The 14031-nt window shown below is 60.9% G+C and carries 12 protein-coding genes; 1 reads left to right on the top strand and 11 read right to left on the bottom strand.

Features of this window, described 5'->3' with window-relative positions; genetic code table 11:
• Window positions 1–131: 131 nt before the first annotated feature.
• The 7 genes from lpdA to sdhC all read right to left on the bottom strand — a co-directional run bounded on the left by lpdA (window position 132) and on the right by sdhC (window position 9246).
• Window positions 132–1568: a dihydrolipoyl dehydrogenase gene (gene lpdA / locus N436_RS06735; RefSeq protein WP_003254207.1), complete on the bottom strand. Its 1437-nt coding sequence runs from the start codon at window positions 1566–1568 to the stop codon at window positions 132–134.
• Between the two features lie 93 nt (window positions 1569–1661).
• A complete protein-coding gene (odhB, locus tag N436_RS06730; protein ID WP_105946498.1) occupies window positions 1662–2885 on the bottom strand; it encodes a 2-oxoglutarate dehydrogenase complex dihydrolipoyllysine-residue succinyltransferase in 1224 nt (407 codons plus the stop codon).
• Window positions 2886–2927: 42 nt separating this feature from the next.
• Complete coding sequence (locus N436_RS06725) at window positions 2928–5759, bottom strand: 2-oxoglutarate dehydrogenase E1 component (RefSeq protein ID WP_105946497.1); 2832 nt, start codon at window positions 5757–5759, stop codon at window positions 2928–2930.
• A gap of 246 nt (window positions 5760–6005) precedes the next feature.
• Window positions 6006–6710, bottom strand: a complete 705-nt coding sequence (locus tag N436_RS06720; RefSeq protein ID WP_012315348.1) for a succinate dehydrogenase iron-sulfur subunit — start codon at window positions 6708–6710, stop codon at window positions 6006–6008.
• Between the two features lie 11 nt (window positions 6711–6721).
• Window positions 6722–8494 (bottom strand): succinate dehydrogenase flavoprotein subunit, encoded by a 1773-nt coding sequence (gene sdhA / locus N436_RS06715; RefSeq protein WP_060500822.1) that lies wholly within the window; start codon window positions 8492–8494, stop codon window positions 6722–6724.
• 3 nt (window positions 8495–8497) lie between these two features.
• Window positions 8498–8866, bottom strand: a complete 369-nt coding sequence (gene sdhD / locus N436_RS06710) for a succinate dehydrogenase, hydrophobic membrane anchor protein (protein ID WP_003254214.1) — start codon at window positions 8864–8866, stop codon at window positions 8498–8500.
• On the bottom strand, window positions 8860–9246 hold the full coding sequence (sdhC, locus tag N436_RS06705; protein ID WP_012315350.1) for a succinate dehydrogenase, cytochrome b556 subunit: 387 nt from the start codon (window positions 9244–9246) through the stop codon (window positions 8860–8862). Before sdhC ends, sdhD begins: the two co-directional genes overlap by 7 nt.
• 352 nt (window positions 9247–9598) lie before the next feature.
• Here sdhC and gltA point away from each other — a divergent pair, with 352 nt between their 5' ends.
• Window positions 9599–10888, top strand: coding sequence for a citrate synthase (gltA, locus tag N436_RS06700; RefSeq protein WP_016711651.1), 1290 nt, complete (start codon window positions 9599–9601; stop codon window positions 10886–10888).
• Window positions 10889–10985: 97 nt separating this feature from the next.
• Here the strand turns inward: gltA and N436_RS06695 are convergent, their stop codons facing one another.
• From N436_RS06695 to N436_RS06680, 4 genes are all read right to left on the bottom strand, one after another.
• Entirely contained in the window at window positions 10986–11591 is a 606-nt protein-coding gene (locus N436_RS06695; protein WP_025753288.1) for an START domain-containing protein, read from the bottom strand.
• A gap of 33 nt (window positions 11592–11624) precedes the next feature.
• Window positions 11625–11879: a YkgJ family cysteine cluster protein gene (locus N436_RS06690; protein ID WP_009684718.1), complete on the bottom strand. Its 255-nt coding sequence runs from the start codon at window positions 11877–11879 to the stop codon at window positions 11625–11627.
• Window positions 11880–12009: 130 nt separating this feature from the next.
• The gene (locus N436_RS06685) at window positions 12010–12483 is read right to left on the bottom strand and encodes a hypothetical protein (protein WP_105946495.1); all 474 of its coding nucleotides are present in this window, start codon (window positions 12481–12483) and stop codon (window positions 12010–12012) included.
• A 64-nt stretch (window positions 12484–12547) separates the two neighbouring features.
• Window positions 12548–13990, bottom strand: coding sequence for a PLP-dependent aminotransferase family protein (locus N436_RS06680; RefSeq protein ID WP_012273358.1), 1443 nt, complete (start codon window positions 13988–13990; stop codon window positions 12548–12550).
• Between the last annotated feature and the right edge of the window lie 41 nt (window positions 13991–14031).

The raw sequence follows: 14031 nt of genomic DNA, 5'->3' as shown, positions 1-14031 counted from the left end.
GCCATTACTGGCGCCGCACCACCTGTGACCGTTGACCCCGGGTTTTCCCGTGTGATCCGGTCCGGCGGACGTTCCGCGGTGAGTCATGCACGCAAGACTCACGACGGGCTGCCCGCCGTGGTTTCTTATAATTAACGCTTCTTACGGTTGGCCACGTGAATGGCGCCGCCATTCACTGCCAGCGCTGCTTCATGCAACGCTTCGGACAGGGTTGGATGGCTGAAGACCATCATGCCCAGATCCTCGGCACTGGTGCCGAATTCCATTGCGATTGCGCCCTGCTGCACCAGTTCGGCAGCCGATGGGCCAATCACGTGTACACCCAGGACGCGATCGGTCTTGGCATCGGCGATGACCTTGACGAAACCACCGGTGTCGTTGGCTGCCATCGCACGGCCGCTGGCCGCGAACGGGAAGGTGCCCACGTTAACCTCAACGCCTTCGGCCTTCAAGGCCTGTTCGGTCTTGCCGACCCACGCAATTTCCGGGTGGGTGTAGATAACCGAAGGGATCAGGTCGTAGTTCATCTGGGCCTTGTGGCCTTTGATGCGCTCGACAACCATGATGCCCTCTTCCGAGGCCTTGTGGGCCAGCATCATGCCGCGTACCACGTCACCGATGGCGTATACGCCCGGCACGCTGGTAGCGCAGTAGTCGTCGACGAAGATGTAGCCACGCTCGTCGATGGTCACGCCGCTGTCGGCCGCCAGCAGGTCGGTGGTTACAGGGCGACGGCCGACCGCAACGATCAGCTTGTCGAAGGTGATCTTCTGCTCGCCTTCGGCGTTGGTGTAGGTCACTTCAACTTCGTTGCCGTTGACTTTCGAGCCGGTGACGCGAGCGCCCAGCTTGATGTCCAGGCCTTGCTTGGTCAGGGTCTTCTGGGCTTCTTTCGACACGGCGGTGTCGGCAGCCATCAGGAAGGTGTCCAGGGCTTCCAGAACGGTGACTTCAGCACCCAGGCGAGCCCAGACCGAGCCCAGCTCCAGGCCGATCACGCCGGCACCGATAACGCCCAGGCGCTTCGGTACGGCCTGGAATTCCAGGGCGCCGGTGGAGTCGACGATGACGTTCTGGTCGACCGGAGCCGGCGGAATGTCGATCGGGCGCGAGCCGGAAGCCAGGATCACGTTCTCGGCTTCGATGACTTCGGTGGTGCCGTCAGCCTTGGTAACTTCGACTTTCTTGCCAGCCAGCAGCTTGCCGTGGCCCTGGATCGAAGTAACGCCGTTGGCCTTGAACAGGGTGGCAACGCCACCGGTCAGGTTCTTGACGATGCCAGCCTTGCGGCCAACCATCGCGGCGACGTCCATCTTCACTTCGCCAGTGGAGATACCGTGGACGTTGAAGCTCTCTTTGGCTTCCTTGTATTTCCAGGAGCTGTCCAGCAGCGCCTTGGAAGGAATGCAACCTACGTTCAGGCAGGTACCGCCCAGGGCCAGCTTGCCCTCGGCGTCGGTGTACTTCTCGATACAGGCAGTCTTCAGACCAAGTTGGGCAGCCTTGATGGCAGCCACATAGCCGCCAGGACCTGCACCAATCACCACTACGTCGAATTTCTGGGTCATAAAAGATTCCTTATCAGCTACAAGCTACAAGCCGCGAACCGCGCGGCATGGCTTCTTGCGAAGCCAGGGCCGGCACGGTACGCAGCCAGAGGGTTAGATGTCCAGCAGCAGGCGAGACGGATCTTCCAGCAGGTTCTTGATGGTGACCAGGAAGGTTACCGCTTCCTTGCCGTCGATCAGGCGGTGATCGTACGACAGCGCCAGGTACATCATCGGGCGAATCACGACCTGGCCATTGATGGCCATCGGGCGCTGGATGATGTTGTGCATGCCGAGGATGGCGGCCTGCGGCGGGTTGACGATCGGGGTCGACATCATCGAACCGAAGGTACCACCGTTGGTGATGGTGAAGGTGCCGCCGGTCATCTCTTCGATCGACAGTTTGCCATCACGGGCCTTCTTGCCGAAGGTGGCGATGCCGTTCTCGATTTCAGCCAGGCTCATCGACTCGGCGTTACGCAGTACCGGTACCACCAGGCCACGGTCGCTGGACACGGCAACACCGACGTCGGCGTAGCCGTGGTAGACGATGTCGTTGCCGTCGATCGAGGCGTTGACAGCCGGGAAGCGCTTCAGGGCTTCGGTGGCGGCCTTGACGAAGAACGACATGAAGCCCAGGCGTACGCCGTTGTGGGTCTTCTCGAACAGGTCCTTGTACTTCGAACGCAGGGCCATGACTTCGGTCATGTCCACTTCGTTGAAGGTGGTCAGCATGGCCATGCTCGACTGGGCTTCGACCAGACGCTCGGCGATCTTGGCACGCAGACGGGTCATCGGCACGCGCTTCTCGGTGCGGTCGCCAGCAGCGACGACAACCGGGGCAGCAGCGGCGGCAGCAGGCTTGGCAGCCGGGGCAGCGGCAGGCGCCGACTTCTTGTTGGCGACGGCAGCTACGACGTCTTCCTTGGTGATGCGGCCACCTTTGCCAGTGCCTGCAACGGCAGCCAGGTCGATGCCGTTTTCTTCAGCCAGCTTGCGCGCGGCCGGGGCAGCGATCGGGTCGTCTTCGCCAGCATCGGCAGCAGCGGCAGCCGGAGCAGCAGCGGCCGGGGCAGCAGCAGGTGCAGCGGCGGCAGCGCCGCCTTCAACGATCGAACCCAGCACTTCGTCGGACAGGACGGTGTCGCCCTCGCCCTTGACGATGGCGCCCAGCACGCCGTCGGCGGTGGCCAGTACTTCCAGGACGACCTTGTCGGTCTCGATGTCGACGATCAGCTCGTCACGCTTGACGGCTTCGCCCGGCTGCTTGTGCCAGGTGGCAACGGTGCCATCGGCAACCGATTCCGGGAAGGTTGGGGCTTTGATCTCGATAGCCATTATCAGTGTTTCCTTAAATTCGGTTTCAGGTGCGCGAAGGCGTTAGACAGTGAAGGCGTCTTGCAGCAGTTTTTCCTGCTGTTCGGCGTGCTTCGAAGCGTAACCACAGGCTGGCGCGGCAGAAGCGTCGCGGCCGGCGTATTCCAGGACCAACGCCTTGTTGTGGCGGCCCAGGATACGGCGCATGTGGTGCTGGCTGCTGTACCAGGCGCCCTGGTTCATCGGCTCTTCCTGACACCAGACCGCATGCTTGAGGTTGGTGTACGGTGCCAGGATTTCGACCAGGTCGTCCTCCGGGAACGGATACAGCTGCTCGATACGCACGATGGCGATGTCTTCGCGGCCTTCGGCACGGCGTTTTTCCAGCAGGTCGTAGTAAACCTTGCCACCGCACAGGACCAGGCGTTCGACCTTGGCCGGATCGAGGGTGTCGATTTCCGGGATCACGGTCTGGAACGAGCCTTCGGCCAGGTCTTCCAGGGTCGAGATGGCCAGCTTGTGGCGCAGCAGCGACTTTGGCGTCAGCACGATCAGCGGCTTGCGCAGCGGACGGATGACCTGACGACGCAGCAGGTGGTAGATCTGAGCCGGGGTGGTCGGTACGCACACCTGGATGTTGTGCTCGGCGCACAGCTGCAGGTAACGCTCCAGACGCGCGGAGGAGTGCTCCGGGCCCTGCCCTTCATAACCGTGTGGCAGCAGCATGGTCAGGCCACACAGACGGCCCCACTTGTGCTCGCCGCTGGTGATGAACTGGTCGATCACCACTTGCGCACCGTTGGCGAAGTCGCCGAACTGGGCTTCCCAGATCACCAGCGCGTTCGGCGTGGTGGTCGAGTAGCCGTATTCGAAGGCCAGTACGGCTTCTTCCGACAGGAAGGAGTCGTACAGATCGAAGCGCGGCTGCTCCGGGAACAGGTTCTTCAGCGGTACGTAGGTGCTGGCGTCCTTCTGGTTGTGCAGCACCGCGTGACGGTGCGAGAAGGTGCCACGGCCGATGTCCTGGCCGGTCATGCGGATTGGGTGACCTTCGAACTGCAGGGTGGCGTAAGCCATGGTCTCTGCATAACCCCAGTTGATCGGCAAGCCACCGGCCTGCATCTTCTGGCGGTCTTCGTAGATCTTCGCGACCTGGCGCTGAACGACGAAGCCTTCCGGAATTTCCAGCAGCTTGGCCGACAGGTCTTGCAGGGTCTTGAGGTCGAAACGGGTGTCGTGACGTGCGGTCCAGGCATGGCCCAGGTACGGGCGCCAGTCGACGAACAGCTCGCGGTTCGGCTCCTTGACCAGGCTCTTCACAACGTGCAGGCCGTTGTCCAGCGCGTTGCGGTACTCGTCGATCTTGGCCTGGGCGCGCTCGGCATCGATGCGGCCGGCCTGGATCAGTGCATCGGCGTACAGCTCACGGGTAGTGCGCTGCTTGCTGATTTGCTGATACATCAGCGGCTGGGTACCGTTTGGCTCGTCGGCCTCGTTGTGGCCGCGACGACGGTAGCAGACCAGGTCGATCACCACGTCACGCTTGAACTGCATGCGGTAGTCGATGGCCAACTGGGTGACGAACAGCACCGCTTCCGGGTCATCGCCGTTCACGTGCAGGATCGGCGCCTGGATCATCTTGGCAACGTCGGTGGCGTACTCGGTAGAGCGCGCGTCCAGCGGGTTGCTGATGGTGAAACCAACCTGGTTGTTGATCACGATGTGCACGGTGCCGCCGGTCTTGAAACCGCGGGTCTGCGACATCTGGAAGGTTTCCATGACCACGCCCTGGCCGGCGAACGCTGCGTCGCCGTGGATCGAGATCGGCAGTACCTTGTCGCCAACGGTGTCGTTGCGGCGGTCCTGACGGGCGCGCACCGAACCTTCGACCACTGGCGATACGATTTCCAGGTGGGACGGGTTGAACGCCATGGCCAGGTGCACTTCGCCACCGGCGGTCATCACGTTCGAGGAGAAGCCCTGGTGATACTTCACGTCACCGGAGCCCAGCTCGTTCATCTTCTTGCCTTCGAACTCGTCGAACAGCTCGCGCGGGTTCTTGCCGAAGGTGTTCACCAGGACGTTCAGACGGCCACGGTGGGCCATGCCGATCACGACTTCCTTGGTGCCGTAGGAGCCGGAACGCTGGATCATCTCGTCCAGCATCGGGATCAGGCTTTCGCCGCCCTCAAGGCCGAAACGTTTGGTGCCCGGGTACTTGGTGCCCAGGTATTTCTCAAGGCCTTCACCGGCAGTCACGCGCTCGAGCAGGTGAGCCTGCACGTCAGCGGAAAACTCCGGACGGCCGCGCACGCTTTCCAGGCGCTGCTGGAACCAGCTGCGCTGCTCGGAATCGACGATGTGGGTGAACTCGGCGCCAATGGTGCGACAATATGTCTTCTGGAGCGCCTCGAAGATCTCGCGTAGGCTCGCCTCCTCTTTGCCGATGAACAGGTCGCCGGCACGGAAGGTCGTATCAAGATCGGCATTGGTCAAGCCGTAGTGATTGATCGACAGGTCTACGGGCGCAGGACGCTGCCACAACCCCAACGGGTCGAGCTTGGCAGCCTGATGGCCGCGCATACGATAGGCCTGGATCAGTCGCAGAACTTCAACCTGCTTCTTCTCGTGTTCACTGCTCACGCTCCCGGCGGATACCGGTTGGGCGCGGCGCTGGTTCTTTGCCAGCAGTACGAAATGGTCGCGGATTGTCGAGTGCGATACATCGGTAGCGGTGCTGCCGTCGGCGGGCAACTTCTGGAAGTAGGTGCGCCACTCTTCTGGCACAGCGTTAGGGTCGTGCAGGTAGAGCTCGTAGAGTTCTTCCACATATGCAGCGTTACCACCTGAAAGGTGGGCGCTTTCCCACATGCGCTGCATCACGCTTTCTTGCATGCTTGGTCACCCTCGATTAGGGGACTGATCGGCGAGAGCCACAGCAAACCTGGAAAAGTCCGAATACAGCGACTGAACCACGCCACTTGGATCCTGCTGATTTTCCGGGTACCAGCCCGGAAAGCCCCTGCTGGTCTCATATCTTCATAGGTAATGAACGCAGGCTTTGTGGGCCCTTGTTCGGGTTTTACCTCAGTGCGGGCTCACCACCCGCACCTCGGCTTACTGCAGGTACAACACTTTGTATCAGGTGCCGCTTTGCAGCAGCATGTTACGTACGTGACCGATTGCCTTGGTCGGGTTCAGACCTTTCGGGCAAACGTTTACGCAGTTCATGATCCCGCGGCAGCGGAATACGCTGAACGGGTCATCCAGGGACGCCAGGCGCTCCTGAGTCTTGGTGTCGCGGCTGTCCGCCAGGAAGCGGTAGGCTTGCAGCAGTGCAGCCGGGCCCAGGAACTTGTCCGGGTTCCACCAGAACGACGGGCAGGACGTCGAGCAGCACGCGCACAGGATGCACTCGTACAGGCCGTCCAGCTTGTCACGGTCTTCCGGCGACTGCAGGCGCTCGATGGCCGGTGCCGGGGTATCGTTCTGCAGGAACGGCTTCACCTTCTCGTACTGCTTGTAGAAGATGCTCATGTCGACCACCAGGTCACGAATGACCGGCAGGCCTGGCAGCGGGCGCAGAACCAGCTTGTTGCCCTTGACCACACCCGACAGCGGGGTGATGCAGGCCAGGCCGTTCTTGCCGTTCATGTTCATGCCGTCAGAACCGCACACGCCTTCACGGCAGGAGCGACGGTACGAGAAACCTTCGTCCTTTTCCTTGATCAGCGCCAATACATCGAGAACCATCAGGTCCTTGCCGCCGGTATCGACGTCGAACGACTCCATCTTGGGCGCCGAGTCGGTGTCCGGGTTGTAACGATAAACTTCGACTTTCAACATAGCAGCCACCCTTAGTAAGTCCGGACTTTTGGTTCGAAGGCTGGAACAGTCTTCGGCGCAAAGTTGACGCCGCGCTTGGCAACGCGCTTCTCACCCGGGTAGTACAGGGTGTGGCACAGCCAGTTTTCGTCGTCACGGTCTTCGAAGTCTTCACGGGCGTGAGCGCCGCGGGACTCTTTACGGGCTTCGGCCGCGATGGCAGTAGCTTCGGCGACTTCCAGCAGGTTCTGCAGCTCCAGCGCTTCGATACGCGCGGTGTTGAAGGCCTGGGACTTGTCGTTGATCTTGACGTTGGCGATACGCTCGCGCAGGCCAGCCAGCTGCTCGATACCCTTCAGCATGTATTCGCCAGTACGGAATACACCGAAGTAGTTCTGCATGCAGCTCTGCAGCTCGCGCTTCAGGCTCGCAACGTCTTCACCGGTGGTACGCCCGTTGAGGTTGTTCAGGCGGCTCAGGGCAACATCGATGTCGGTGTCGCTGGCGTCGAGATGCTCGATGCCGTCGCTCAGTGCCTTCTCCAGGTGCAGGCCGGCAGCACGGCCGAATACCACCAGGTCGAGCAGCGAGTTGCCGCCCAGGCGGTTGGCACCGTGAACCGATACGCACGCCACTTCACCTACGGCGAACAGGCCCGGGATGATGTGATCCTGGCCTTCGGCGTCCATGGTGATGGCCTGGCCATGAATGTTGGTGGCAACGCCGCCCATCATGTAGTGGCAGGTCGGCACGACCGGAACCGGCGCGACCACAGGGTCGACGTGGGCAAAGGTCTTGGACAGTTCGCAGATACCTGGCAGGCGGCTGTGCAGCACTTCCTCGCCCAGGTGGTCCAGCTTCAGCAGTACGTGATCCTTGTTCGGGCCCACGCCGTTGCCGGCGATGATTTCCTTGACCATGGAACGGGCAACCACGTCGCGGCCGGCCAGGTCTTTCGCGTTCGGCGCGTAACGCTCCATGAAGCGCTCGCCGTGGGCGTTGATCAGGTAGCCACCTTCACCACGGCAACCTTCGGTTACCAGTACACCGGCGCCGGCGATACCGGTCGGGTGGAACTGCCACATCTCGATGTCCTGCACCGGTACGCCTGCACGCAGGGCCATACCGATACCGTCACCGGTGTTGATCAGGGCGTTGGTGGTGGAGGCGTAGATACGACCGGCACCGCCAGTGGCCAGAACAGTGGCCTTGGACTTGATGTACATGGTTTCGCCGGTTTCGATGCAGATTGCGATCACACCGACGAACGCACCTTCCTGGTTCTTCACCAGGTCAACCGCGTAGTACTCGTTGAGGAAGGTAGTGCCTGCCTTCAGGTTGCCCTGGTACAGGGTGTGCAGCAGCGCGTGACCGGTACGGTCGGAAGCGGCACAGGTACGGGCGGCCTGGCCACCTTTACCGAAGTCCTTGGACTGGCCACCGAACGGACGCTGGTAGATACGACCGGTTTCGGTACGCGAGAACGGCAGGCCCATGTGGTCCAGCTCGAAGACCGCAGCCGGGCCTTCCTGACACATGTACTCGATAGCGTCCTGGTCACCGATGTAGTCGGAACCCTTGACGGTATCGTACATGTGCCAGCGCCAGTCGTCGTTCGGGTCGGCCGAAGCGATGGCGCAGGTGATGCCGCCCTGGGCGGATACAGTGTGCGAACGGGTCGGGAAGACCTTGGTGACTACGGCAGTCTTGTGGCCGCCTTGAGCCAGTTGCAGCGCGGCGCGCATGCCGGCGCCGCCGCCACCGATGATGATGGCGTCGAAGGAAATGGTTGGAATGCTAGCCATGGATCAGATACCCCAGAGAATCTGCACACCCCAGACGAAGTAAGCGAACATCGCAACGCCGCATACCGCCTGGAACAGGAAACGAATCGCAGTTGCCGACTTGCCGAACGACATAGGCGTCAGGTAGTCGGTTGCAATGGTCCACATGCCGACCCAGGCGTGAGCGCCCAGGGCAACGAGGGCCAGCAGACTGAAGATCCGCATCGCGTTGTTGGAGAACAGACCATGCCACTGGGTGTAGTCGATGCCTGGGTGGGCGACCACGTAGCCGATCAGGAAGAGGAAGTAAGCCGCGAGAACGACCGCAGAAACGCGCTGCGCCATCCAGTCATAGAGGCCCGAACGCGACAGGTTCGTGACATTGGTTACCATACCCAAACTCCCACCAGAACGATCAGCACCACGGAGATGACGATCACGATTTTCGAGCCCAGCTTGCCGCCTTCCAGCGTCTCACCGATACCCATGTCCATGATCAGGTGACGAACACCTGCCACGAGGTGATAAAGCAGGGCAGACAGCAGGCCCCAGGTCACGAATTTGGCCAGAGGGCTGGTCAGACACGCCTTCACCTCACCGAAGCCTTCCTCGGAACCCAGCGACTTGCCCAGTGCATAAAGCATGATGGCAAGGCCGAGGAACAGGATGACGCCGGAGATACGGTGCAGGATGGACGTGTACGCAGTGACGGGGAGCTTGATGGTCCTTAGGTCTAGGTTTACAGGTCGTTGGCTTTTCACGGCTTTTTTCACACTGAAGAGCCCCTAGCGAATCAGGGCAAAGTTGTTGGTAAGTGTACTGGTCAGGTACCCACCACCCAGGGAACGGCGACCCCCAGCAGTTCGGGCTTGCAAGCCCCTGGCGGTCGGGTGCCGAGTATAGACAGTTAGGCTGCTTATGACAACGTGACGGGGTAGCCCAAATAGCGCATTGCCTTTAGCGAACAAAAGGCGTAAATGGGCGAGAATTTCGGGAAAAACCAGGCTTGAATGCTTGATTCAACAAGCCTTTAGGCAAATTGACATCTGAATTTATCCCTCTATAGTGGTGCGGGCCCTGCGTGGGGGGTCTGTCTGATGATTTCTAGCATTAATAGGAGGCCACATGGCTGACAAAAAAGCGCAGTTGGTCATCGAGGGCGCTGCCCCCGTCGAGCTGCCCATTTTAACCGGCACCGTTGGTCCTGATGTAATCGACGTCCGCGGGTTGGGGGCCACTGGTCACTTCACCTTCGACCCTGGTTTCATGGCGACTGCCTCGTGCGAGTCGAAGATCACCTACATTGACGGCGACAAAGGGATCCTGCTGCACCGCGGCTACCCGATCGAACAACTCGCCGAACAATCCGACTACCTCGAAACCTGCTACCTGCTGCTCAACGGCGAACTGCCGAATGCCGAGCAGAAGGCCCAGTTCGTCAGCACCGTCAAGAACCACACCATGGTTCACGAGCAGCTGAAGTCCTTCTTCAACGGTTTCCGCCGCGACGCTCACCCGATGGCGGTGATGTGCGGCGTGGTCGGCGCCCTGTCGGCGTTCTATCACGACTCCCTGGACATCAATAACCCGCAACATCGCGAAATTTCCGCGGTGCGCCTGGTCGCCAAGATGCCGACCCTGGCCGCGATGGTTTACAAGTACTCCATGGGCCAGCCGATGATGTACCCGCGCAACGACCTGTCGTACGCGGAAAACTTCCTGCACATGATGTTCAACACCCCGTGCGAGATCAAACCGATCAGCCCGGTACTGGCCAAGGCAATGGACCGGATTTTCATCCTCCATGCCGACCACGAGCAGAACGCCTCCACCTCCACCGTTCGTCTGGCCGGCTCGTCGGGTGCCAACCCGTTCGCCTGTATCGCCGCCGGTATCGCCGCACTGTGGGGCCCGGCCCACGGCGGTGCGAACGAAGCCGTACTGACCATGCTCGATGAAATCGGCGATGTTTCGAACATCGACAAGTTCATCGCCAAGGCCAAGGACAAGAACGACCCGTTCAAGCTGATGGGCTTCGGTCACCGCGTGTACAAGAACCGCGACCCGCGCGCCACCGTGATGAAGCAGACCTGCGACGAAGTCCTGCGCGAGCTGGGCATCAAGAACGACCCGCAGCTGGAACTGGCCATGCGCCTGGAAGAGATCGCCCTCACCGATCCTTACTTCATCGAGCGCTCGCTGTACCCGAACGTCGACTTCTACTCGGGGATCATCCTCAAGGCGATCGGCATTCCGACCAGCATGTTCACCGTGATCTTCGCCCTGGCACGTACCGTGGGCTGGATCTCGCACTGGAAAGAAATGCTCTCCAGCCCGTACAAGATCGGCCGCCCGCGCCAGCTGTACACCGGCGAGCAGAAGCGCGACATCGTTGCACTGCAGGACCGCAAGTAAGCTTTACTGGCCGAACGCAAAAAGGCTGCCCTTGGGCAGCCTTTTTTATTGGCTTTTCCTGTGCCCGCGAAGAGGCCGGCACAGGCAGCACAAAACCTCAGTTCTTCTCAGCCCGCTCCCGCAGCCCTTTCAGGGTATTGAACGGCGCATCCACCACGAACTTGTTGGCCACCATCGCCGGCACGCTACCACCCGGCTCGGTGTGCACCTGGTAGGTCACTTCGGTGCTGTCACCCTTGGGCACCAGCTTCCAGAAGCCTTCGACCTTGGCCACCCGCACAAAGCCCTTCTCTTCCGGAACATAGGTCGGCTCTTCGACCAGATTACGGGTCAAGCTGCCATCAGCCCCCTTGACCGTGGTGATGTGCAGCACCGAATCACGCGGCGTCACCGGCCACGGCGTGTTGAACTGGGTGTAGGTCCAGCTCTGATCGCCTTCATGCTTGAGCAGCTTTTGCGACTTGCACTCGTGAATCCATGCACAGGCGCCGACCACGTCTTCCTGCAACGCCTGCACCTTGGCCAGCGGCGCCTTGATCACGGTCACGCCTTGATAGGCCTTGTACTTGGAACCGGCTACTTCGCTGAGGGAAACCTTGATCCCCTCCTCGTCCTTGGCCACTTGCCAGTTTTCGGCCCAGGCCACCGGCGACAGCAAAACACCCATGCCACACAGCAGTGCAATACGCTTGAACGATCTCATCATGTTTATCCTTGTTGTCGAAGATCCAGCTTGTCACGCCGCCGTCATCTGCTCCCACCAACCCAGAATCCTGATTGCCTCGTCACGGTCACTGCCGCACACCTCGACATCCGCCTTGAAGCCACCACACACCGCCGGCCGCTCGGGCTTGCCAAACAGGTCGCAGAGGTTGGCAGCCGTCAGGTGCAGGCAGCGCTCGCCCGCCGGCTTGCCATTGGGCATGCGCGGCATCGCAGAAGTGATGGACGGGGCGATGCAGCAGGCACCGCAGCCCTCACGGCAATTCATGGCTATTCACCAAAATCAGGACTCCCTGGAACAAAACGGGACGAACGTCCCTGGATAGTAACCGCTCAAACAGGCGTTTGAAATTGCTGGCACGATGAAATGTGCAGTGACCCGGCAGTCAGTTTGCCTGCTACTGACGGTACTCGAAATCGATGGCCGCCCCTTCAACGTCATGACGGCTGTCGTTGCGCAATTGCAACTGCATTTCGTTGTTGATCAGCCGGCCATTGAGCTGGAACGGGCTGTCGTTGGTTTCTGGTTTCTCGGTGAACATGGGCGGCAGCAAGGGCTTGCGTCGCTGAATCGGCGACGGGGTGCCAACGTTCGGCTCAAGTGAGTTGACCATATCGACCGGCAGGCTGAGGTCAAGCTTTGCCTTGGGCAGTGGCTTGGCCACCGCCTTGCTGACCGGCTTGTGCGCCTTGGCCTTGCTGTTGGCGGCTTTTTTTACCGCCTGCTTCTGCGCAGGCTTGGCTGTCGCCTTCTTCTGCACTGGCTTGCCCTGGGTTACCGGAGCCTGGCCGGCCGGCTGCGCAGCCATGGCTGGCACACAACAGAACGGTGCAAGGCACAAGATCAGGGCAAAACGGCGTAGAGCATTCATGGCAAATGGACAGACTGGCAGGAAAGGTGCGTATGCTCCCTGTTCCACAGGCAGCTGGCAAGCCTTACAAAAGTGTGAGCGCAGGCTCCCGGCACAACTGCTGAGCCAGCAAGCCGAGGGTAATCACGGCACGCTCGGCCTCCTTGTTCCACGGAATACCGCAATTAAGGCGGATGCAGTGGTTGAACTGCTCTGTATTACTGAATATCAGCCCCGGCGCAATGCTGATGCCCTGCTCCAGCGCCCGCACATGCAGCTCCTGGGTGTTGACCCGCCCGGGCAGGCTCACCCACAGAATGAAACCGCCCGTGGGCCGGGTCATCTGGGTGCCTTCGGGGAAGTGCTGCTGCACTGCCAACTGGTAGGCGCTGAGGTTCTTGCGATACTCCTGGCGGATGTAGCGCAGGTGCCGGTCGTAGCCGCCATTCTCCAGGTAGGCCGCCACCCCCATCTGCGTCACGCTGCACGCCGAGTGGGTAGTGAAGGTTTGCAGACGCTGGATCTCGTCCTGGTAGCGCCCGGCAATCATCCAGCCAACACGTACGCCGGGGGACAGCGTCTTGGAGAAGCTTGAGCAATAGATTACCCGGTCCAGCCGGTCGAACGCCTTCAGCGCCTTGGTCTTGCCCTGCTCGAACATCAGCTCGCCATAGATATCGTCTTCGATGATCTGGATATCGAAGTCCGATGCCAGGCGCAGCAGTTGTTTCTGCCGCTCTTCCGGGACGGTGCCACCCAGCGGGTTGCTCAGCCGCGCGGTGAGTACCAGGGCCTTGATCGACCACTGGTTGGCCGCCAGCTGCAAAGCTTCAAGGCTGATGCCTGTGGACGGGTCGCTGGGGATCTCGATCACCTTCAGGCCCAGCAGGTCCGCCAGCTGCAGCAAGCCGTAATACGTCGGCGACTCGGCAGCGATCAAGTCCCCCGGACGCGTCAGCACACGCAATGACATTTGCAGCGCATCGACGCAACCGTGGGTCACGATCACTTCACGCGGGTCGACCAGTACACCGGCATCGCGCATGCGAATGGCAATCTGCCGGCGCAGCGGCTCGAAGCCTGGGCTGAACATGTAGCTGAAGGCGCGCGGGCTGTGAAAGCGGGTGACCTTGGCAATTTGCTGGTGCAGGGCACGCACCGGCAAGTAATCGACATGAGGCACCGCAGCACCGAACGGGAACACACCATCACGGCGCGCCTCGGTGAGCACTTGCTGGATGATGCTGGCACGGGTCACCAGACCAGGGCGCTCCACCCGGGCGATGTCGGGGGTTTGCGCAGTCAAGGCGGGCGTCTGGTGCACATAGTAGCCAGATTGCGGCCGCGCACGGATCAGCCCTTGATCTTCGAGGTTGGCGTAGGCCTGCAGCACCGTGGCATGGCTGACATTGAGCTGGGCGCTCATCTTGCGCACGGAGGGTACCCGCTCGCCTGGCTGGTAGACACCACGGCGGATGTCATCGGCCAGTTGCTGGGCGATACGCTGGTACAGCAGCAGGTTGGTCATGGCGGCAGGCTCGTTGTTCTTGTGCGGCTCGATGACGGTAA

Origin of the sequence: Pseudomonas sp. RV120224-01b (assembly GCF_003208145.1) — a bacterium.
GTDB lineage: Bacteria > Pseudomonadota > Gammaproteobacteria > Pseudomonadales > Pseudomonadaceae > Aquipseudomonas > Aquipseudomonas monteilii.
Note: the sequence above shows the minus strand (reverse complement) of the source record. Positions and strands in the feature narration are given on the sequence as shown.

Bases quoted from the DNA above. Each gene is read 5' to 3' on its own strand.
- lpdA (WP_003254207.1), bottom strand. From the start codon at position 1,568: ATGACCCAGAAATTCGACGTAGTGGTGATTGGTGCAGGTCCTGGCGGC.
- odhB (WP_105946498.1), bottom strand. From the start codon at position 2,885: ATGGCTATCGAGATCAAAGCCCCAACCTTCCCGGAATCGGTTGCCGAT.
- N436_RS06725 (WP_105946497.1), bottom strand. From the start codon at position 5,759: ATGCAAGAAAGCGTGATGCAGCGCATGTGGGAAAGCGCCCACCTTTCA.
- N436_RS06720 (WP_012315348.1), bottom strand. From the start codon at position 6,710: ATGTTGAAAGTCGAAGTTTATCGTTACAACCCGGACACCGACTCGGCG.
- sdhA (WP_060500822.1), bottom strand. From the start codon at position 8,494: ATGGCTAGCATTCCAACCATTTCCTTCGACGCCATCATCATCGGTGGC.
- sdhD (WP_003254214.1), bottom strand. From the start codon at position 8,866: ATGGTAACCAATGTCACGAACCTGTCGCGTTCGGGCCTCTATGACTGG.
- gltA (WP_016711651.1), top strand. From the start codon at position 9,599: ATGGCTGACAAAAAAGCGCAGTTGGTCATCGAGGGCGCTGCCCCCGTC.
- N436_RS06695 (WP_025753288.1), bottom strand. From the start codon at position 11,591: ATGAGATCGTTCAAGCGTATTGCACTGCTGTGTGGCATGGGTGTTTTG.
- N436_RS06690 (WP_009684718.1), bottom strand. From the start codon at position 11,879: ATGAATTGCCGTGAGGGCTGCGGTGCCTGCTGCATCGCCCCGTCCATC.
- N436_RS06685 (WP_105946495.1), bottom strand. From the start codon at position 12,483: ATGAATGCTCTACGCCGTTTTGCCCTGATCTTGTGCCTTGCACCGTTC.
- N436_RS06680 (WP_012273358.1), bottom strand. From the start codon at position 13,990: ATGACCAACCTGCTGCTGTACCAGCGTATCGCCCAGCAACTGGCCGAT.